Raw genomic sequence first — 20,841 nt, forward strand, 5'->3', positions numbered from 1 at the left:
CTCGCCACACCCCGCCACACCCCCGGCACCCCCGCCACACCCCGGGCCACGGGCCGGGAAGCTTCCGGCGCCCGAACGCGTTGCACCCAGCGTGCGTCTTTCCGTTCTCGATCTCGTTCCGGTGCGTACCGACCAGTCCACCGGCAACGCGCTGGCGGCCACCGTCAAGCTGGCGCAGACCGCCGACCGGTTGGGCTTCACCCGCTACTGGGTCGCCGAACACCACAACATGCCCTCGGTGGGCGCTACCAGCCCGCCGGTGCTGCTGGCCTACCTCGCCGCGCAGACCCAGCAACTGCGGCTGGGCTCGGGCGGGGTGATGCTGCCCAATCACGCGCCGCTGGCCGTCGCCGAACAGTTCGCGCTGCTGGAGGCCGCCGCGCCGGGCCGCATCGACCTCGGCATCGGCCGCGCCCCCGGCTCCGACCCCGTCACCTCCTACATGCTGCGCGGCAGCAACGACGAACGTGACATCCAGAACTTCCCGCAGTACCTCGACGACGTGGCCGCGCTGATGAGCTCCCGCGGTGTGCGGGTGCCGCTGCGATCCGGGGATTACACGCTCAAAGCGACGCCGGCGGCAACCAGCGAACCACGGCTGTGGCTGCTGGGCTCGTCGATGTATTCCGCGCGGCTGGCAGCCGCCAAGGGGTTGCCGTACGTGTTCGCTCATCACTTCTCCGGTCAGGGCACCGAAGAGGCGCTGGCCTACTACCGCTCGCATTTCCGGCCCAGTGACCTTGTCCAAGAGCCCGTGACGTTCCTGACGGTGAATGCGGTGGTGGCCGAAACACGGGATGAGGCAACGGCTTTGATGTTGCCCAACCTGCAGATGATGGCCCGGTTGCGGACCGGCCAGCCACTGGGTCCGGTGCAACTGGTCGAAGAGGCGCGCCAAGCCGAGCTGACGTCGCCGCAGCAGCGCATTGTCGACAGTGGGCTGCGACGGGCCGTGGTCGGCGCTCCCGCCGAGGCCGCCGACCAGCTGCGCGCACTGGCCGAACAATTCGACGTCGACGAGGTGATGGTGCACCCGGTCGCCTCGGCGCATCGCGGCACCGACCCCGACACCGCGCCCGCCCGGGTCGCGACGCTGGAACTGCTGGCCAAGGAGCTTTTCTAGTCGGGCACGCCCGCTTGCGGATTGGCCGCGGCGGGGTTGGCGACGTGGGTGCTTATCCACTCCTGCAGGTCGGCTGCCGGCAACGGCGGACTGTGCACGAACCCCTGGGTGATGGTGCACCCGTACTGCCGCAGCGCGCGCAACGTCGCCTCGTCCTCGACTCCCTCGGCAACGAGGTCGGCGCCCAGGCTTTCGGCCAGCGCGACCGTGGATCGCACGATGGCCACCGACCGCGGGTCCTGGGCAAGCCGCGCCACGAACACCCGGTCCAGCTTGAGTTCGTCGACCGAAACATCTTGCAGCCGCGCCAGTGACGACCATCCGGTGCCGTAGTCGTCCAACGAGATGCGAACGCCCAATTGCTGCAACGCCGCGACGGTGCTGCGTGAACGCGCCGAGTCGACCAGCGTGCTCTCGGTGATCTCGATGATCAGCGCGTCGGCCGGCAGGCCATGGGTGTGCAGCAGTCGCTCGATGGTGCCGACGAGGTCGAGGTCGAGCAGATTCGTCGTGGACAGGTTCACCGCCACGGTCAGCGACAACCCTTGCTCGCGCCAGGAGCGGACCTGTTGGAGGGCGAGGTTGACGGTGAGGTTGGCGACCTTGCGCATCAGGCCGGCCCGTTCGGCGGCGGGCAGGAACTCCTCCGGTAGCAGCAGTCCGCGACTGGGATGGTGCCAGCGCAACAGCGCCTCGACACTGTGCACGCTGCCGTCGTCCGCGTTGATCTTGGGTTGGTAGTGGCAGGTCAACTCGGAGCCGTCGATCAGCGCGGCGCGCAGTTCCTCGATCAGGTTGGGGTCGTTCTCGCGATAGAACTCGAAAGCCGCGTCGTACACCGCGATCTTGCCCCTGGCCGACATCGCGTGCGGCAGTGCCATTTCGGCGCGGTTGAGCAACTCCTGCGGATGGTCGCAGTGGTCGGGATAGAGCGCGATGGCGATGCGGGCATCCACCTGCACGGTCATCGGATCCAGCTTGAACGGCTCAGTCAACGCTTCCAGCAAACGGCCCGCCTGGGCGCGTGCGGCGATCAGGTCGGCGCCCTCGGCAAGCAGGATCGCGAATTGGTCGTCGCCGGCGCGGGTGAGCAGGTCTTCGCGACGGACGTTGTGGGACAGTCGATTCGCGATCTGGCACAGCAACTCGTCGACGAAGTGGGGACCGACGGAGTCGGTGATCTCCTGGAATTCGTGCAGTTGCAGCAACAGCAGGGCGCGACGAGCCGGAGCCTTGGTGGCCGGCTGGGGTCCGAGCACGATCGCCGGCGGCGCGAAGGTGGGCACCTCGGTCAGCACCGTGGCCAGCGACCGGCGGTTGGGCAGCGTGGTCAATTCGTCGGTCATGGCCTGTTTGTGGTTCTCGGCCATGATGCTGACTTCGCGGAACGTCACCGAGAATCGGGCCGCCACCGCGATCAGACTCAACGCTGCCAGCACCTGAGCCGCGCGAGTCTCCGGACCCACCGCGGTGACGGCGAGCGCGACGACGGTGCATGCCACCGGGGCCGCGTAAGAGCCGAGTCCACGCCTTGGCATCGGCGGCGCCGACGACCAGGCGGCCCAACTGGCCAGCGCAATCAACAGCGACGACGCAGGCCAGCCCGCGTCGAGCAGCGTGCCGACCCGGTAACCGCTGCCGGATGTCTCGAAAAGGTAGGCGGTGTCGGCGACCGCGATCAGCACGAACCCCGCCACCAGCAATCCCCAGCGAAACTCGTGTCGCCACCCCAGTATCGGCAGCATTCCGGCGGCCAGCGCCAGCAGGACGAGGTCAGACCACGGGTAGATCAACCCCACCAGCACGGTGGCCGGCGCTCGGGTAGCGGCCGCATGAATGGGTCCTGCCATCAAGCCGGCGGCCACCGCGGCCATGGCCAACCCGCACACCAGGGAGTCGAGTCGGATCGAGGCGGGCACCCGCTTCAAGCGCGACCGCATCAGCAGCAACAGGCCGATGTAGGCGAACGGATAGAACGCCAGATAGGCCGGGTCGGCGATCGACGGGGACTGACCATCCGGGACCCAGCGTGCGTAGATCACGTCACCCAGCGCCGAGCTGAGCATGCCGATCGCGATGAGCGACCAGGCGGCCCGGTCGGCGGTGACGCGATAGGCACGGATGGCGATGAGGATCGCGGCGAACGCGTTCAAGGCCGGGTACAGAACGTCGGCAAAGAAGGGCGTGTGATCGGCGCGCGGGTCGGGCCAGCACGAGGCCGCGAACACGATGACGCCAATTGCCAACGCCACGAACGACATTCGGATGTAGGTCGGTGGCCACCGCACGCTGGACGGTAGGTCGTGCGAACCGTCGGGCCTCGGCTTGGTCGCAGCAACGAGCGGTTGGATGGTGCGCGTCAGTGCCGTCGCGCCGGCGGAGCCGCCCGTTGGGCCGAACGCGCTCGGCGCCCCCCGCGGCAGCCGGCCGTCCTGGAGACCTTCCAGGCCGTTGTCGAACGCCGAGATCGCCGTGTCGGCGAGTTCGGGCAACGCGTAGGGCAGCGGCAGGTCCGGTACGAAGCTGCGAATGCATTGGCCGCCTTCGCGTTTGGCGGCATACATGGCCAAGTCGGCATGGCGCAGCAGTTCGTCGACGGTGACGTTCGACTCGGGGGCGGCCGCGGTGAAACCGATGCTGGGACGCACGGCCAGCGGAACGCCGTCGATCACGATCGCCGCATTGAAAGCTTCCAGGACTCGTTGGGCGACCGCGTGCGACTCCGCGATCGGACCCTCGACGAGTACGGCGAATTCGTCACCGCCCAGGCGGGCTACGGTGCCCGTCTGCCCCAGTACGGTGGTCAGCCGTCCGGCGACCCGGACCAACAGTTCGTCGCCGGCCGGATGGCCCAGGGCGTCGTTCACCGACTTGAAGTTGTCCAGATCCAGGCACATCACCGCGATCGGCGCAGCGTCCTGACGACGACGGGCGATGGCCAGTTCCAACGTGTGCAGGAAGTTGGCGCGGTTGGCGAGTCCGGTCAGACTGTCCCGGAATGCTTCTTGGGACACCTCGACCAGCAGGCCCTGGTTTTCCATCAGCACCAGCAACTGGCGTATCAGCACCGTCGCGACCAGGATTCCGAGCGCGGCCAGCAGCGGCCCGTGCCGCATCATGTGCAACGCGTGGCCCAGCCCCACCGCGGCCGCCAGCAGCAACGGGAGGTAGGGCAACCACAGGCGCACCCGCGAGGTGATCTCGTCCCGGGCGGTGTCGGTGGCGGCTTCGTGCATGCTCACCAGTCCCGCCAGCGCGGCAAGGCCCAAGCCCGCCACTCGGCTCACGTCGACCAGGTCGCCGGTGTGGTAGCTGCCCACGCCGGTCTGGAACAACACCAGCAGGTCGGTCAGGCCGATCGTCGCGATGCCGCCGGCCAGCAGGGTCATGCTGCGCCGCCCGCCGGGGCGTCCGCGTGACAACACCAGAATCGCCATCGTCATGAGCGCGACGTCGGCGAAAACGTGGACCACCGTGGTGGGTCGCGAACTGCTGCGCGTACGCAGCAAGTCGTCCAGGACGAACACCCACGCGGCGACGAAAAGCGAAGTCGCCACGATGATTCCGTCGAGCACGAGCCGCCAGAAATTGTGGCCCGCGGGGTTGAACAGCAGCAGCAAGGCGGTCAAGACGCCGATCGGGTAGAGCAGCAGCACGAACTCCGCCGCGGCCGGATGACTGGCGTGGTCGAGTTCGGGACGCACGTCCAGAACCGCCCAGATGACCTCGCCGACCGCCCAGCCGCTTAGCGCCACCATCATCGCCAGCCAGCCGAACTTGCGCCGCCCGATCGCGTGCCGAGTCGCCTGGGCAGCGCACACGGTTGCGAACGCGATGCACACGAAGGTGACGACCTGGACCACCGGCCGGGTCGCATCTGCACCCTGCCAGCCGCTGAGCGAGGCGATCACGACCAGGAGTCCGGCGACGCCGTAACCGCCGAGGATGGCACAGCTGACGCCCATGGTCAGTCCGGAGAGCGGGCACATCCGTCCCGTCCAGCGCATCATTCCCAGCTCCAGCTCGCACGCGCGCGCATGCAGGCGAAGCGCGCATCCACAGGATAAACCGCCGCACCTACTCCGGCTGTACTACCGGTCTGTTTTAGCGCGAAATCACCGTCTCCGAGTATGAAACGGCGATTTACTGATCCGCCTCGATCTGTAACACTGCGTCGCGCAGGATGCGTCCGGTCGCTTCCCGGTCCGGATCGCGGCGCAACACCATCCCTTTGACCAGCGACAGCTTGTCGCCGCTGCGGCGGGGCAACACGTGCAGGTGAATGTGCAGGACGGTCTGAAAAGCCGCGCGCCCGTCGTTGATCGCGATGTTGGTGGCGTCGGCCAGTTCGGTCGCTTTGGCCGCCTGCGCGATGCGCTGGCCCATCCTGACCATCCCGGCCAGCGTCTCCGGCGGGGTGTCGGCCAGGTCCGCGCTGTGTTTCTTGGGAATGACCAAGGTGTGGCCACGGCTGAACGGCCGGATGTCGAGGATCGCCAGCAAGTCGTCGTCTTCGCAGATCCGGATGGCCGGAGCTTGGCCGGCCACGATCGCACAGAACACGCAGGACATGCCGTCACCGTACTGGGTGCGAAGAGGCCAGCGATACGCTGCGGCTGTGGACCCCAGCGATCTCGCTTTTGCCGGTGCCGCCGAGCAGTCCCGCATGCTGGCCGACGGCGAAATCACGGCGCCGGAACTCCTCGAGGTCTACCTCGAGCGCATCGAGCGGCTGGACAGCGAACTGCGCAGCTACCGGGTGGTCCGCTACGACGCCGCCCGCGCGGAAGCCGAGAACGCTCAGCGGCGCCTCGACGCCGGGGAGCGCCGACCGCTGCTCGGCGTGCCGATCGCGATCAAGGACGACGTCGACGTCGCCGGCGAGGTCACCACCTACGGCAGCGGCGCGCACGGCCCGGCGGTGACCGATGACGCCGAGGTGGTTCGCCGGCTGCGGGCGGCGGGCGCGGTGATCATCGGCAAGACCGCGGTGCCGGAGCTGATGATCATGCCGTTCACCGAGTCGCTGACATTCGGGGCGACGCGCAATCCGTGGAACCCGCGACGCACGCCGGGCGGCAGCAGTGGGGGCAGCGCGGCGGCGGTCGCGGCCGGGCTGGCCGCGGTGGCGTTGGGATCTGACGGTGGCGGATCCATTCGCATCCCGGCCACCTGGTGCGGCCTGTTCGGGCTCAAACCGCAACGCGAGCGGATCTCGCTGGAGCCGCATGACGACGCCTGGTGGGGACTGAGCGTCAACGGTCCGATCACACGCTCGGTGCTGGACGCGGCGCTGGTCCTGGACGCGACGACGACGGTGCCCGGACCCGAAGCCGAATTCGTCGCCGCGGCGCAGCGCCGGCCCGGGCCGTTGCGAATTGCGTTGAGCACCAAGGTGCCTACGCCGATGCCGGTCCGGGTGGGTAGGGCGCAGTTGACCGCGGTCGAACAGGCCGGTGCCTTACTGCGCGACCTGGGCCATGACGTGATCGTCCGGGATCCGCACTATCCGGCGTCGCTGTACGCCAACTACCTGCCCCGGATGTTGCGCGGCATCAGTGACGACGCGGATGCTCAGACCCATCCCGAGCGACTGGAGCCGCGAACGCGCAACATCGCGCGGCTGGGTTCGTTCTTCTCCGACCGGCGGATGGCCGCGTTGCGCGAGGCCGAGATCGGGTTGAACGGTCGGATCCAGGCGATCTTCGAAGACGTCGATGTCGTCGTCACCCCGGGTACCGCGGCGGGCCCGTCACGCATCGGCGCCTACCGACGCCGCGGCGGGGTGTCTACGTTGCTGCTGGTCGGACAGCGGGTGCCGTTTCAGCAGGTGTGGAATCTGACCGGTCAGCCTGCCGCCGTCGTGCCCTGGGACTTCGACGACGAGGGCTTGCCGATGTCGGTGCAGTTGGTCGGGCGGCCCTTCGACGAGGCAACGCTGTTGTCGTTGTCGGCGCAGATCGAAGCGGCGCGGCCGTGGGCGCAACGACGACCGCCGGTGTCATGACGGGTCGATCACCCGCCAGGCGGGCGGTTTCACGCCCGGTTTGACCGCGTGGGCCGGGCTGGATCGCAGACCTTCGTTATACGTTGGCCCCATGGCCGACCCGGTGGACGATGACCTGCTCGCCGGGTTGGAGGGCGCGCAGCGCGCGGAGCGGGCCGAGTTGATCGAATGGTTGCTCGAGCAGGACATCAGCGCCGAGGAGATCCGGTCGACCACCCCGCCGCTGTTGCTGGCCAGCCGGCACCTAATCGGCGACGACGGCACCTACGTGTCCAGCCGGGAGGTCAGCGAAAGCCACGGCATCGATCTCGAACTGCTGCAACGCGTCCAACGCGCCATCGGCCTGGCCCGGGTGGACGACCCGGACGCCGTCGTGCACATGCGAGCCGACGTCGAGGCCGCCGCCTCCGCGCAGCGATTCATCGAATTCGGGTTACCGCCCGATCAAGTGGTAGCCGTGGTGCGCGTACTCGCCGAAGGTCTGTCGCACGCCGCCGAGGTGATGCGCTACACCGCGCTGTCGGCCATCATGCGTCCCGGGCTCAGCGAAGTGCAGATCGCAATGGCTTCCAAGGCGCTGATCAGCCAGATCGCGCCGCTGCTCGGACCGATGATCGAAGACATGCTGTTCATGCAGTTGCGGCACATGATGGAGACCGAAGCCGTCAACGCAGGGGAGCGGGCCGCCGGTCAGCCGCTGCCGGGCGCGCGTTCGGTCACCGTCGCCTTTGCCGACCTGGTCGGGTTCACCAAGCTGGGTGAGGTGGTCTCGGCCGAGGAGCTGGGCCACCTCGCCGGAAGGCTGGCCGAACGGGCGCGCGATCTGACCGCTCCGCCCGTGCGCTTCATCAAGACGATCGGCGACGCGGTGATGCTGGTCTGCCCCGAGCCGGCGCCGCTGCTGAGCACCATGCTGGAGCTGGTCGAGGTCATCGACACCGACGACGAATTTCCGCGCCTCCGCGCCGGGGCGGCCGCCGGTATGGCGGTGAGCCGGGCCGGCGACTGGTTCGGCAGTCCCGTCAACACCGCAAGCCGCGTCACCGGGGCTGCGCGGCCAGGTACGGTCCTGGTCGCCGAGTCGGTGCGCGACGCGCTGGCAGCCACGTCCGATGAGGTGGGGTTCGAGTGGTCTTTTGCCGGGGCGCGACGCCTCAAGGGCATCAAGAACGAGACAAAGCTGTATCGGGTTCGGCGAACGTCATAACGCATTGGGCAGGCCCGGCGTGACTCTGGGGGCGTGCTGACTCCGTCTTACGCGGGTCGGCCGCGGCCGGGATTTCCCCTCTTCCGGCTCTTGCGATTCGGTCACTTCCGGGCCTGCTTCGGTATCAAAAATACAACTGCAAATGCCTGATAGCAACGGTTTTCGCCGGTCCAGCGTCGGCTATGGCCGGTGCGGTTGAGTTCGCCCGCGGCGAAACCGGCTGGCGTAACGGTGCAAAGGTGTAATCATGTAATCATGAATCTTCATCATCATGGGCGCCGGCACGGTCGCCCCGGCGGCTGGCAACAGGCCGACCAACCCGACGCCACCGGTGCGGCCGAATGGTTCGCCGGGCGCGTCCCGGAGACCTGGTTCGACGGGGATCCCTCGGTGGTGGTCGACCGAGAGGAAATCACGGTGGTCGGAAAGCTCGCCGGAGTCGACGAGAGCGCCGCGCGGGCCGAAGGCCGCGCTTCGCGGTTCCGCGAAGAGACCCGCTCGGAACGAATGGCCATCGCCGAGGAGGCCCAGGGCCGCTACGGGCGCAAGGTGTCGTGGGGCGTAGAGGTGAACGGTGAACGAAAGCTGTTCACCCACATCGCCGTTCCGGTGATGACGCGCCTTCGACAACCCGAACGCCAGGTGCTCGACACCCTGGTCGATGCCGGCGTGGCACGCTCTCGTGCCGACGCCCTGGCATGGTCGGTCAGACTAGTCGGCGAGCACACCGAGGAATGGCTGGCCAAGCTGCGCTCGGCCATGTCGGCCGTCGACGATCTCCGTGCGCAGGGACCAGACCTGCGCTGATACGTTCCCGGCTTACTTCTCTTTCTCGACCTTCGCGACGATTCTGTCGGTGATCTCGCCGCCCTGGTCGGTGATCCGGAAGCCGCAGGCGTTCACGTCGACGATCACATTGTTCTCCACGGCCATCGCGCGCTGGCATTCCCAGCCGTTGGCGCCCTCCTGGGTGTTGAGCACCGTGATCTTGGGCACGGCGCCCAGCACGTCGGCGAAGGTCCACCGGTAGGTCTTGCCTTTGTTGGTGACCGTGACTGTCTTGTCTGCGCACGCCTTCCACTTGGTCAGCTGCGCCTGCAGGATCGAGCGCGCCTTGTCGGCGGTCGGAAACGCGATCACAGCCTGGTTGACCCAGTGGTCGTTGTTGTCACCCGGTTCGGACAGGATCAGCCCGTTGAGTCCCGTGTAGCCGGATCCGGCGTAGACCGGCCCCTGGCTGGTGTACATCGCACCCTGGCAGTCAGGGTCGGACAGGGTCACCGCTGAGCTGTCCATCGTGGTGATCGCCTTACCCGGTTGCATGGTCGAAGAACTCATTATCGAGTTGATCTCCGAAGAGCTCAGCAACAGAGAACTCAGCCGTTCTTCGGAGATGGGCGGTTTCGGCTTGGGCTTTGACGAATCCGGGATGACCAAGATGATCAGGCCGACGACCAGGACGACCAGCACGATCGCGGCGGCCGCCACGATGGGCCACGGGTTGCGCTTGCGGGGTGCCGGCGGGTGCTGCCCCTGGTGCCAGCCGGGGACGGGGCCGGAGGGGACGGGGCCGGAGGGGACGGGGCCGGAGGGGACGGGGCCGGCGGGGACGGGGCCGGAGGGTTGCTGCGGTATCGGCGTGCTCGGTGGACCACCGGACCAGCCGCCGCCCTGGTAGTGCTGAGGTTTCTGCAACGACGGGGTCGGCGCGGAGATCGGGCCGCTCGCCGGTGTCCACCCGGGCGAGGCCGGTCGCTGCTGCGGTATCGGCCCCGACGGGCCGGAACCGCCTGCGTATTGCGGGTTCGGCGGCTGTGGGCGGGGCCCCGGCGGCGGGGTGGTCGGGGGTGGGGTCGACCGCGGCGGCGGGGTCTTGGGCGGGGACCCCACGGCACCGGCCGGCATGGTCGGGGGGACCACAGTCGGGGGACCGGGCAGGGTGGCTTCCTGGCTGCGGCGCACGATCTTGTCGGCGTGGTCCTGGTCGGGGTTGCTGAGCGCTTCGTGGGCGGCCAGTGCCAGGTCGCCGGCGCTGGCGTAGCGGTCCTCGGGCCTCTTGGCCATCCCGCGCGCGATGACGGCGTCGAAGGCTTTCGGGATACCCGCGCGAATGGTGCTGACCTGCGGGATCGGATCCATCAGGTGCGCGGTGACCAGCATGCCGGCGCTGTCGGCACGATATGGCGCACCACCGGTCAGGCATTCGAACAGCACGCAGGCCAGCGCGTAGATGTCGGCGCGGTAGGTGACCTCGTCGTTGGAGAAGCGTTCGGGCGCCATGTATTTCCAGGTGCCCACCGCGGTGCCCAGTTGGGTGAGTTTTTCGTCGGTGGTGGCACTGGCGATGCCGAAGTCCACCAGGTAGGCGAAGTCGTCGCGGGTGACCAGCACGTTGGGCGGCTTAATGTCGCGGTGCATGACTCCCGCGGCGTGTGCGGCATCGAGCGCCGAGGCGATCTGGGTGATGATGGCCACCGCGCGCGGCGGGGTCAGCGGTCCGAAGCGCTTGAGGATGTTGTCCAGGTCGGTGCCCTCGATCATGCGCATCTCGAGGTACATCTGGCCGTCGATCTCGCCGTAGTCGTGGATGGGCACCACGTGGGGTTCTTGTAATCGGCCGGCGATGCGCGCCTCGCGTTTCATCCGCTCGCGAAAGATCGGATCCTTGCTGAACTCCGCGGTCATCAACTTGACGGCGACGGTCCACTCTTTGACGGTGTGTTCGGCCTCGTAGACCTCACCCATCCCGCCTTTGCCCAGCAACCGCTTGAGGCGGTAGGGCCCGAACATCGAACCCACCCGTGAGCCCTGCGCGTCGCTCATCGCTGATCCTCCCAATCAAGCCCAATGCCGCCGACACTATCAACAACTCTCAGGCGAAACGCCAAACAAATTCCCTTGGGACGCGACTGTCGTCTTCTCAGCCGTCGGCGGGGTTCCATTCGTGCTCAAGCACATCTGACTCACTTGCGGGTGCGACGCTGCGGGCCCAGACGGCGCAGCCGCCATGCTGTGCAGGTCACCAACACCACCGCCTGCACGGCGCATACCGCCGCGGCGATCGACCAGCTGCTGACGCTGTAAGTCCACAACGGATCCCGGTCGCCGCCGACGGTGCGGCGCAGGTCGTTCAGATCCACCGTGGCCGCGGCCATCGCGTAGGCCCACCGCGACGGTGACAGCCAGGACAGCTGTTCCAGCAAGACGTGGTCCTTGACCGCGAACATGCCGCCGCACAGCACCAATTGGGCCATCACCACCAGCACCAGCAGCGGCATACCACGGTCGGCGTGTCCGATCAGCGCCGATATCAGCAGACCCAGCATCATCGACACAACCGTCACGGCCAGCACCGCGACCGCCACTTCCAGTCGCGGCCACGGCAAGACCACCGACTGGTCCGGCGGCGGCAGCAGAGCGACCCCGCACAACCCCAGCAGCAGACCCTGCGTGCCGGTTATCGCACCGAGGACAGTGAGTTTGGAAGCCAGGTAGGCGCCGGCGGACAGGCCGATGCCGTGCTCGCGCCGATAAATCGCTTCTTCCTTGACGATTTCGCGGATCGAGGAGCCACAACCCATCAGCGCGCCGCCGATGATCAGCAACACCAGAAGCTGGCCGGGTTGAGAGGACGACTTCTCGATTGCTTTGGTCAGTGACAGTCCGGCGCCGCCGGGGACGGCATAGGCGAACAGGCTGAGCAGCACCGGCAGGGCGAGCAGGAAGAGGGCGTACTGGCGGTCGGCGGTGATCACCGCCAAGTAGCGGCGGCACAGGATGGCGAATTGCGCCACCGGGTTCTGTTGCGCCCTGGGTTTGCCGGTACTGACGGCGGGGGCACCGGGTTGCTCGGGAGTTTGGGGAGCGGAGGCGCCGTACAGCGGCGACTTTCGGTAGCGGGCGGTCCAATCGGTGTCTTTGTCGTTTTCCAGCAGGATGAACAGGTCGGTGAAGTCGGTGCAGTCGAAGTAGGCCAGCGCTTGCTGGGGCGGGCCGAAATAGGCCAGACGGCCGCCGGGCGCCAGCACCAGCAGCCGGTCGCACATGTTCAGGTGCGCGATGTTGTGGGTGACCACCACCACTGACTGTCCGTCGTCGGCCAGCGTGCGCAGGGTTTGCATGACCGATTTCTCGTAGCCCGGATCCAGCCCGGAGGTGGGTTCGTCCAGGAACAGCAGCGACGGTTTGGTCAGCAGTTCCAGGGCCACGCTGGTGCGTTTGCGTTGGCCGCCCGAGAGGCTGTCAATGCGTTGGTCGGCGTGGCTCGTCAAACCCAGTTCGGCCAGCACCTCGTCGATACGGTCCTGACGTTCCCGGGCGTCGACATCCTGCGGAAAGCGCAGCCGCGCAGCGTAATCCAGCGCGCGGCGCACGGTCAGCGCGGTGTGCAGGATGTCGTCCTGGGGGACGAAACCGATGCGGTGGCGCAGCTCTTCGTAGTTGTCGTACAGGTCGCGGCCGTTGTACCGAACGGTGCCGCCGGTGGCGGGACGAAATCCGGTCAGCGCCCCGAGCAGAGTGGATTTTCCCGCCCCCGATGGTCCGACCACGGCCAGCAGGCTGCGTTGCGGCAGCACGAAGCTGACATCGTCGAGCAGGATTCGGTTCTTGGTGGCCACACGCAGGTTGACTGCTTCGTAGCAGATGTCGCCGGTGTCGACGTATTCGACGAGGCGGTCGCCGGACAGCCGCAGCCGTTGGTGGCCGATGCCGACGATGTCGTCGGGTCCGATGACCGCGCGGGTGATGCGGTTGCCGTTGACGTAGGTGCCGTTGGCGCTGTGGCTGTCGACCAGCTCCCATTGGCTACCCGAACGGCGTAGCTGGGCGTGGCGCCGCGAGACCAGCAAGTCGTGCAGCACGACGGTGTTGTCCGGAGCGCGCCCGATGGTGACCGCGACCTGATCGATGGCGTGCACGGCCGTCGGCGTGCGCTCGGTCGACGTGCCCGACGGCTGCGGCGCTGGCGGAACCGGGGTCACGGTGCTGGTGGCATCTTCGATCCGTGACCCGTCGCCGGCAGAACCCGGCGGCCGGCTCATATGTCAGCCCGTTCCGATCAGCCGTACTTGGCCCACCAGTTGTGCAGGTCCTCCAGAGTGGCCGGGTCCCCGAACACGTCGCTGAGCATGAGCTTGCTCTCGTTGCTCCAGATCAGGTTGGGGTGGTTCTTGTACGTGCCGCACGCGATCATCCCGGCGGTCACCGACGGATCCCGGTCGTAGTGCCAGCCATCCGGAGAGGGTCCCTCACCTGGGCAGTTGGCCAACTGCACCGCGGAGACGTCGTCATTGAAAGCCTGCTTGAGCGCGTCCACGGTCGGGAACAGCCCGTAGATCGCCCGGCTCGGACCGCCGGAGTTGCTGTTCTGCCCACAGTCGACCATCGCCACCGTGCCGGTCCATACGCTGTTCGGCTTGGGCGTGGTCGCTTTGCAGACCCCGGACGGGTAGCCGGGTGGCAGCATCGAGAGCAGCTTGGCCTGCGGGGTATTGGTCGCGGACGACGGTTGGCTGATGGAGGTGGACTGGGCTGCGGAGCTGGATGTCAGCGACGTCGTGGTGTCATCAGCCTTTCGGGTGTCGTCGGAACCCAAGGCCATCCAGAGGCCGACAGCGGCGAGGACCAGGACGACGACCAGGGCGGCGGCGCCGGCCACGTACGGCCAGGGGCTGCGCTTCTTGCCCGGTGGCGGACCGCCTTGATTCCAGGGGGTTGGTCCACTCGGAGGGGGTGTGCCGCCGGTGCCGCCCCAGCCTCCGCTCTGGAAATACGCCGGGGTGGGGGTGGGACCGCTCGGACCCGAAATGGGACCGCTCGGCGCCTGGCTGGGGCCGACGCCCGGGGTCCAGCTCGGCCCACTGGCGACCGGCTGACCCTGCGGTTCGCTGTAGCCGGGCGGCGGTTGATACTGCGCCGGGGCACCCGGCGGCGGGCTGCCGGTGAGGGCTTGCGGAGCCGAAACCGCGGCGGTGCCCGGCAGCGTGGATTCCCGGCTCTTGCGCAGGATGTTCTCGGCGTGGTCCTGGTCGGGGTCGCTGAGCGCGTCGTGGGCGGCACGGGCGAAGTCGCCGGCGCTGGCGTAGCGGTCCTCGGGCCTCTTGGCCATCCCGCGCGCAATGACGGCGTCGAAGGCTTTCGGGATACCCGCCCGCGCGGCGCTGACCTGCGGGATCGGGTCCATCAGGTGGGCCGTCACCAACGTGGTCGCGCTGTCGGCGCGATACGGCGGGGCGCCGGTCATGCATTCGAACAGCACGCAGGCCAGCGCGTAGATGTCGGCGCGGTAGGTGACCTCGTCGTTGGAGAAGCGTTCGGGCGCCATGTATTTCCAGGTGCCCACCGCGGTGCCCAGTTGGGTGAGTTTCTCGTCGGTGGTGGCACTGGCGATGCCGAAGTCCACCAGGTAGGCGAAGTCGTCGCGGGTGACCAGCACGTTGGGCGGCTTGACGTCACGGTGCATGACGCCCGCGGCGTGCGCGGCATCGAGTGCCGAGGCGATCTGGGTGATGATGGCCACCGCGCGCGGCGGGGTCAGCGGGCCGAAGCGCTTGAGGATGTTGTCCAGGTCGGTGCCCTCGATCATGCGCATCTCGAGGTACATCTGCCCGTCGATCTCGCCGTAGTCGTGGATGGGCACCACGTGCGGTTCCTGCAGGCGGCCGGCGATGCGCGCCTCGCGCTTCATCCGTTCGCGAAAGACCGGGTCCTTGCTGAACTCGGCCGTCATCAACTTGACGGCGACAGTCCACTCTTTGACGGTGTGTTCGGCCTCGTAGACCTCACCCATCCCGCCTTTGCCCAGCAACCGCTTGAGGTGGTAGGGCCCGAACATCGAACCCACCCGCGAGTCTGGTGCCTCGCTCATCGCTGATCCTCCTCAGAAAGCCCGAATCCCGCCGACACTACCAACAGCTTCCAGGTATCGCATCGAGCGCGAACACCGAGTCCAGCAGCCGTGAGCCCGGGCGTTGCCGACCAGCAGACCGACGGGATCGTCGCAGCAACGACACGCCTGGCCGCCCGGGTAGTCCTTTGTCGACAACGCTTGCCAATCCCGTTGCCCGCCAGCGTAATTCGCAACTTTGCAAGATCGTCAGGCCTGCGTGTGCGCGGCGATCCGGAAGGTGAATTCGTGATCGCAGATCCGGATGTGGTCGCCGTCGCCGATCGTCGCAGCGACGCGGATCCGTTGGTGGCGCACATGTACTCCGTTGGAGGACCGCAGATCGTTGATGATGAAGTTGGTGCCGGTGTCGACGATGACCGCGTGGTGACGGCTGACGTTCGCGCTGTCCAGCACGATGTCGTTGTCGCTGAGCCGACCGATCCGGGTTGCCGCGGAGCGCAGTTGGTAATCGTGACCGGTGGCGGTGTCGTGCAGGTACGCCAAGACCTTCTGCCCGGCGGCCAGTGTGCGTTGGTCGAGCGCCGTGACGGTCGCCGCGGCAGTGACTTTGGCGTTCTTCTTCGTGTCGAGGGACTCCTGGCGCAGGATCCGCTCGTTGAGCGCACGCAGGGTCGGACCCGGGTCGATCCCCAGGTCGTCGGCCAGTGTCGTCTTCACCCGCCGGTAGGCGTTCAACGCGTCGGATTGACGGTCGGTCAGGTAGTAGGCGGTGATCAACTGTGCCCACAGAGGTTCCCGGTAGGGGTGCTCGACAGTCAGCGCCTCGAGCTCGGCGATCACACCGGAGGCTCGTCCGCAGGCGATCTCGGCTTCGGCCTTGGCGGTGTGCGCCAGGATCTTGTCCTCGACCAGGGCAGTGGCGAAGGAGTCGACGAATTGGAAGTCCCGCAGGTCGTCGAGCACCGGCCCGCGCCATTCACTCAACGCCGCCGACAGGTGCCGGCTGGCCTCTTCGAACCGGCTGCCCGCCGCGGCGTGCACACCCGCAGTCTTCTCGGCGATGAACCGCCCGAGATCGCAGGTGTTCTCCGGGATGGTCAGCCGGTACCCCGGCGGGGCGGCCGCCAACACCACCCGGGGGTCCACACCGGCGCCGCTGACCAGCTTGCGCAGATTCGACACGTAGGAGTGGATGCTGGCCCGCGCGCCCGACGGCGGCCACTCTTCCCAGAGTGCGGTGATCAGCGCATCGACCCCGACGGGCCGGTTGCGGTTGATGACCAGCGTGGCCAGCACCGCGCGCTGCTTGGGAGTGCCCAACGGGATCAATGTGCCGTCGATCTTCATCTCCAGCGGTCCGAGCACACCGAACTCGAGACTTTTGTCCACCATCGCGCTACCAGCCATTCCGGGTCCTCCGCGGCATTCCGGTGCCTTCCGAAAAGCAAGGTGCCGATTCGGCGCCCTTCCTGATCATTTTGTCTCGGCCTTCGTGGATCGTTTCACTGGGTCCTGTCATTGTGGGGCATTTCGCGGCGAAGTTCGCGCATCCAGCCGCACCCGTTTTCTGCGGATGCGACCGGACAGGCCGGCCATGCCGGGTCACCGGAGTAGCCGAAATGCCGGTTCTGGCAAGACGATCATTTGCCTTCCCCTCGAATCCTGCTGACCGCTAACGAGATTCGTCTGGTGCGGGCCGAATGGACGGGTTCGACGCGTGTGCTGCTGAAAAGTGCTGGCATTCAACACCGGCGAGGGTTAACACAGCGCCGTCGCAACACAAATCCGTGTATTCCGGTGACATTGCGTATCACGTCGGTTGCCGCCTTGAGCATAGGTCCTGCAGAGCCAGCGCCGCCCGGGACAGTCACAACCGAACCCGGTTGTTCGGCAAGCTTTCGACGCTCAGGCCCGCGTCATCTCGTAGTAGGCGCCCCGGCGTGCCAGCAGTTCGGCATGGCTACCTTGTTCGACGACCCGACCCGCCTCGACGACGACGATCTGGTCGGCGTCTCGAATTGTCGAAAGACGATGGGCGATGATGAAACTCGTCCGGTCGCGGCGAAGTTCGCGGGTCGCAGCGGCGATCAGCACTTCGGTCCGGGTGTCGACCGAACTGGTCGCTTCGTCCAGGATCAACAGCTGAGGGCGGGCGAGAAAAGCGCGGGCGATCGTGATGAGCTGTTTCTCGCCGACGCTGATGTTGCCGCCGTCGCCGCTGATCCGGGTCTGGTATCCGGCGGGCAGCGTGTGGACGAACCGGTCGACGTAGGCCGCTTTGGCGGCCGCGACCACTTCGTCCGGGCTGGCCTCCGGGCGGCCGTAGGCGATGTTCTCCTCGATCGTGCCGTCGAACAGCCAGGTGTCCTGCAGCACCATGCCGATACGCGAGCGCAGCGCCTGCCTGTCCAGTGCGGCGATGTCGATTCCGTCGAGCAGGATGCGGCCGAACTCGACGTCATAGAACCGCATCAACAGGTTCACCAACGTGGTCTTGCCGGCGCCGGTCGGTCCGACGATGGCCACCGTGCTGCCCGGTTCGGCGACCAGCGACAGGTCGTGGATCACCGGGTGCCCGGGGTGGTAGGCGAAGCTCACGTGCTGGAACTCGACCTTGCCGCGGCGGTCGGGCGCGGCGGGCGAAATCGGCTGGCGGTCCTGACTTTCTTCGGGTTCGTCGAGCAGGTCGAAGACGCGTTCGGCGCTGGCCACGCCGGACTGCAGGGTGTTGTACATCGCCGCGACCTGGCCGATCGGGTTGTTGAACTGCCGGACGTACTGGATGAATGCCTGGATGCTGCCGAGCGTGATCTGCCCGGTGGCCACCTGCAGGCCGCCCACCACGGCCACCGCGACGTAGCCGAGGTTGCCGATGAATCCCGTTGCCGGTCCGACCAGGCCGGAGAAGAACTGGGCACCGAAGCTGGCCTGGTAGACGTCGTCGTTGAGGCGACGAAACTGTTCCCGCGCGGCCGCCTGGTGTCCGAACGTCTTGACCACCGTGAAGCCGCTGTAGGTCTCTTCGATGTGCGCGTTGAGCCGACCGGTGCTGGTCCAATGAGCCAGGAAGAGCCGCCGGGAACGACGGGTGACGGCCCGCGTCGCCAGCAGCGAGAGGGGGACCGTGAGCACGGTGATCACCGCCAACAGCGGTGAGATCCACAGCATCATGGCGAACACGCCCACCACCGTCAGGACTGATGTCGCCAGTTGGCTGATAGTCATCGACAGCGACGACTGCATGTTGTCGATGTCGTTGGTCACCCGGCTGAGCAGTTCGCCGCGCTGTTGCCGGTCGAAGTAGGACAACGGCAGCCGGTGCATCTTGTCCTCGACATCCGCACGCAAGCTGGTGATGGTCTTCTGCACGGTGCTGTTCAACAGTCGCGCCTGGCCCCAAATCAGCGCGGCGGCAATCACATACAGCACCAGAGCCAGCGCCAAAGTCCGCAGCACCGCACCGAAGTCCACGCCGGTGCCCGGAACCACGTTCATGCCCGACAGCAGGTCGGCGAAGGCGTCGTCACCGCGGGCGCGGGCAGCGGAAATCGCTTGCGCTTTGCTGGTGCCGGCCGGCAGACCGCGGCCGATCACGCCGTTGAACAGCAGGTCGGTGGCGTGGCCGAGGATGCGCGGAACCGCGACTCCGACGGCGGTGCCGGCGACACCCAGCACGACGACGGCGATGCTGAGTCGACGATGCGGGGACAGTCGCCGGATCAGTCGCCCCGCCGATCCCCAGAAGTCCCGGGACCGCATGTTGGGCGGGGCGGGGGCGGCACCACGCGGGCGGGCGTTCATCGGCGCTGTCATTGCGCCCTCCCGGCTTCGGCGCCCACCGCCTGGGATGCGGCGAACTCGGCGTAGGTGGGACAGTCGGCCAGCAGCGACTCGTGGTCTCCGGTGCCGATAATCCTGCCGTTGTCGACGACGATTACCTTGTCGGCCTGGGCAGCCGTCGAAATCCGTTGTGTGACAATGATCATCGTGGCAGCGGCCGCCTCTTCGCGTAGCGCGGCCCGGACGCGGGCATCGGTGTGCACGTCGAGCGCGGAGAACGCGTCGTCGAACAGGTAGATGGCCGGGCGGCGGATGACAGCGCGCGCGATCGCCAGTCGTTGGCGCTGCCCGCCGGAGAAGTTCATCCCGCCTTGCGCCACGCGCATCTGCAACCCGTACGGTCGCACGAAGTCCTCGGCGGCAGCGATGCGCAGTGCCTCCCACATTTCCTCGTCGCCCACTGCCTGTCCTGGAGCCGCGCCGTAACGCAGGTTGTCGGCGACGGTGCCGGTGAACAGGAAGCCGCGCTGCGGTACCAGGCCGACCGCCGACCAGAGTCGCTCGGTCTGATAGTCGCGGACGTCGATCTCGTCAATGAGCACCGCACCGTCGGTGGCGTCGTAGAGCCGGCAGATCAGCGACACCAATGTCGACTTGCCCGAGCCGGTGCTGCCCACAATCGCGGTGCTGGTGCCGGGCTGTGCGGTCAACGAAATATTCTGCAGCACCGGGCAATCGGCTCCCGGATAGCTGAAGGTGACGCCGTCCAGGCGTATCGCGCCGGTGATCCCCTGCGGCGGGAACACGGGATGCTGGGGGTCGCGGACCGCAGGTGCGCTGGACAGCACCTCGGTGATGCGCTCGGCGCACACCGACGCGCGCGGCAACACGACCAGCGTCATGGTCGCCATCAGGACCGCCATCAGGATCTGGGCGAAGTACGACAGGAAGGCGATCAGCGACCCGACCTGCATCTGGCCCTGGTCGATGCGCAAACCGCCGAACCAGATCAGCGCGACGCTGGACAGGTTGATGGTCAGGGTGGTCACGGGCAGCATCAGCGCTTGCCAATTCCCTGCGCCCAGAGCGGCATTGGATAACGCCCGGTTGGCCCGCGCGAACTTCTCGCGCTCATATTGTTCGCGGGTGAACGCCCGGACCACCCGGACGCCGGACAGCTGGTCGCGCAGCACCCGGTTGACGCCGTCGATCAGGCGCTGCATGTTGCGGAACAGCGGCAGCATGTGGGAGATGATCCAGTAATTGGCCGTCGCCATGACCGGCACGCTGACCAGCAGCAGCCAGGTCAGCGCGGCCTCCTGGTGAATGGCCATGACGACACCGCCGACGCACATGATCGGCGCGGTGACCAGGACGGTAGCCGCCGTCTGGACCAGGAACACGATCTGCCGGACGTCGTTGGTGCTTCGGGTCAACAACGTCGCCGCACCGAAGCGGGCCGTCTCGTGCTCGGAGAAGGTGATGACGTGTTCGAACATCGCCGCGCGCAGGTCACGGCCGAACCCGGTCCCGGTCCGGGAGCCGAAGTAGGTGGCTCCCACCGCGCACAGCACCTGCAGCCCGGTGACCATCAGCATCAGCACGCCCAACCGGACGATGGTGGCCGTGTCACCTCGGGCGACGCCGTCGTCGACGATCGCCGCGTTGAGCGTCGGAAGGTACAGCGATGCCAGGGTGCTGATCGACTGCAGCGCCATCAACACCGCGACCAGCCGACGATAAGGCCGGATGTACTGGCGCAGCAGTGCCAGGAGCATGGGGTAACTGTCGCACACCCGCCGGGTGCGGGTACCGCTGTCGCCGGTAAGTCCGAAATGCCTGCTCAGATGGCGTGTCGGTGGTTGACCTACGGG

12 protein-coding genes are annotated in these 20,841 nt (G+C 67.3%); 4 read left to right on the forward strand and 8 right to left on the reverse strand.

The features are described from left to right. The first annotated feature begins 91 nt into the window (after positions 1 to 91). Positions 92 to 1,123 (forward strand): LLM class flavin-dependent oxidoreductase, encoded by a 1,032-nt coding sequence (locus AC5Y4D_RS23770; RefSeq protein WP_499941157.1) that lies wholly within the window; start codon positions 92 to 94, stop codon positions 1,121 to 1,123. Here AC5Y4D_RS23770 and AC5Y4D_RS23775 read toward each other — a convergent pair. Beyond that, positions 1,120 to 5,112, reverse strand: a complete 3,993-nt coding sequence (locus tag AC5Y4D_RS23775; protein ID WP_499941404.1) for a diguanylate cyclase domain-containing protein — start codon at positions 5,110 to 5,112, stop codon at positions 1,120 to 1,122. The genes AC5Y4D_RS23770 and AC5Y4D_RS23775 overlap by 4 nt on opposite strands. A 154-nt stretch (positions 5,113 to 5,266) precedes the next feature. Beyond that, the gene (locus AC5Y4D_RS23780; protein WP_499941155.1) at positions 5,267 to 5,695 is read right to left on the reverse strand and encodes an HIT family protein; all 429 of its coding nucleotides are present in this window, start codon (positions 5,693 to 5,695) and stop codon (positions 5,267 to 5,269) included. A 46-nt stretch (positions 5,696 to 5,741) separates the two neighbouring features. On the opposite strand from AC5Y4D_RS23780, the gene AC5Y4D_RS23785 reads away from it, so the two are divergent. The 3 genes from AC5Y4D_RS23785 to abmR all read left to right on the forward strand — a co-directional run bounded on the left by AC5Y4D_RS23785 (position 5,742) and on the right by abmR (position 9,144). Further along, the gene (locus AC5Y4D_RS23785; protein WP_499941153.1) at positions 5,742 to 7,130 is read left to right on the forward strand and encodes an amidase; all 1,389 of its coding nucleotides are present in this window, start codon (positions 5,742 to 5,744) and stop codon (positions 7,128 to 7,130) included. Between the two features lie 91 nt (positions 7,131 to 7,221). Then, entirely contained in the window at positions 7,222 to 8,337 is a 1,116-nt protein-coding gene (locus AC5Y4D_RS23790) for an adenylate/guanylate cyclase domain-containing protein (RefSeq protein WP_500038376.1), read from the forward strand. A 255-nt stretch (positions 8,338 to 8,592) separates the two neighbouring features. Continuing rightward, positions 8,593 to 9,144 (forward strand): ATP-binding transcription factor AbmR, encoded by a 552-nt coding sequence (abmR, locus tag AC5Y4D_RS23795; RefSeq protein WP_500038377.1) that lies wholly within the window; start codon positions 8,593 to 8,595, stop codon positions 9,142 to 9,144. 12 nt (positions 9,145 to 9,156) lie between these two features. On the opposite strand, the gene AC5Y4D_RS23800 is transcribed toward abmR, so the two are convergent. The 6 genes from AC5Y4D_RS23800 to AC5Y4D_RS23825 all read right to left on the reverse strand — a co-directional run bounded on the left by AC5Y4D_RS23800 (position 9,157) and on the right by AC5Y4D_RS23825 (position 20,745). After that, the gene (locus AC5Y4D_RS23800; protein WP_499941149.1) at positions 9,157 to 11,160 is read right to left on the reverse strand and encodes a serine/threonine-protein kinase PknH/PknJ; all 2,004 of its coding nucleotides are present in this window, start codon (positions 11,158 to 11,160) and stop codon (positions 9,157 to 9,159) included. Between the two features lie 140 nt (positions 11,161 to 11,300). Beyond that, on the reverse strand, positions 11,301 to 13,379 hold the full coding sequence (locus AC5Y4D_RS23805) for an ATP-binding cassette domain-containing protein (protein WP_499941147.1): 2,079 nt from the start codon (positions 13,377 to 13,379) through the stop codon (positions 11,301 to 11,303). A 17-nt stretch (positions 13,380 to 13,396) separates the two neighbouring features. Then, complete coding sequence (locus tag AC5Y4D_RS23810; protein ID WP_499941145.1) at positions 13,397 to 15,205, reverse strand: serine/threonine-protein kinase; 1,809 nt, start codon at positions 15,203 to 15,205, stop codon at positions 13,397 to 13,399. Between the two features lie 228 nt (positions 15,206 to 15,433). After that, positions 15,434 to 16,594, reverse strand: a complete 1,161-nt coding sequence (gene embR / locus AC5Y4D_RS23815; protein WP_499941144.1) for an ATPase/transcriptional regulator EmbR — start codon at positions 16,592 to 16,594, stop codon at positions 15,434 to 15,436. Positions 16,595 to 17,092: 498 nt separating this feature from the next. Continuing rightward, the gene (locus tag AC5Y4D_RS23820; RefSeq protein WP_500038378.1) at positions 17,093 to 19,000 is read right to left on the reverse strand and encodes an ABC transporter ATP-binding protein; all 1,908 of its coding nucleotides are present in this window, start codon (positions 18,998 to 19,000) and stop codon (positions 17,093 to 17,095) included. Beyond that, positions 18,997 to 20,745 carry an ABC transporter ATP-binding protein gene (locus tag AC5Y4D_RS23825; protein ID WP_500038379.1) on the reverse strand — a complete coding sequence of 583 codons (1,749 nt, stop codon included), beginning with the start codon at positions 20,743 to 20,745 and terminating at the stop codon, positions 18,997 to 18,999. Before AC5Y4D_RS23825 ends, AC5Y4D_RS23820 begins: the two co-directional genes overlap by 4 nt. Between the last annotated feature and the right edge of the window lie 96 nt (positions 20,746 to 20,841).

This window comes from Mycobacterium sp. NGS67, assembly GCF_059812185.1.

What these genes read in the sequence shown, in the direction of transcription:
- AC5Y4D_RS23805 (WP_499941147.1), bottom strand. Translation starts at nt 13,379, where the DNA reads ATGAGCCGGCCGCCGGGTTCTGCCGGCGACGGGTCACGGATCGAAGAT.
- AC5Y4D_RS23775 (WP_499941404.1), bottom strand. Translation starts at nt 5,112, where the DNA reads ATGTGCCCGCTCTCCGGACTGACCATGGGCGTCAGCTGTGCCATCCTC.
- AC5Y4D_RS23790 (WP_500038376.1), top strand. Translation starts at nt 7,222, where the DNA reads ATGGCCGACCCGGTGGACGATGACCTGCTCGCCGGGTTGGAGGGCGCG.
- AC5Y4D_RS23810 (WP_499941145.1), bottom strand. Translation starts at nt 15,205, where the DNA reads ATGAGCGAGGCACCAGACTCGCGGGTGGGTTCGATGTTCGGGCCCTAC.
- AC5Y4D_RS23825 (WP_500038379.1), bottom strand. Translation starts at nt 20,745, where the DNA reads ATGCTCCTGGCACTGCTGCGCCAGTACATCCGGCCTTATCGTCGGCTG.
- AC5Y4D_RS23780 (WP_499941155.1), bottom strand. Translation starts at nt 5,695, where the DNA reads ATGTCCTGCGTGTTCTGTGCGATCGTGGCCGGCCAAGCTCCGGCCATC.
- abmR (WP_500038377.1), top strand. Translation starts at nt 8,593, where the DNA reads ATGAATCTTCATCATCATGGGCGCCGGCACGGTCGCCCCGGCGGCTGG.
- AC5Y4D_RS23820 (WP_500038378.1), bottom strand. Translation starts at nt 19,000, where the DNA reads ATGACAGCGCCGATGAACGCCCGCCCGCGTGGTGCCGCCCCCGCCCCG.
- AC5Y4D_RS23800 (WP_499941149.1), bottom strand. Translation starts at nt 11,160, where the DNA reads ATGAGCGACGCGCAGGGCTCACGGGTGGGTTCGATGTTCGGGCCCTAC.
- embR (WP_499941144.1), bottom strand. Translation starts at nt 16,594, where the DNA reads ATGGCTGGTAGCGCGATGGTGGACAAAAGTCTCGAGTTCGGTGTGCTC.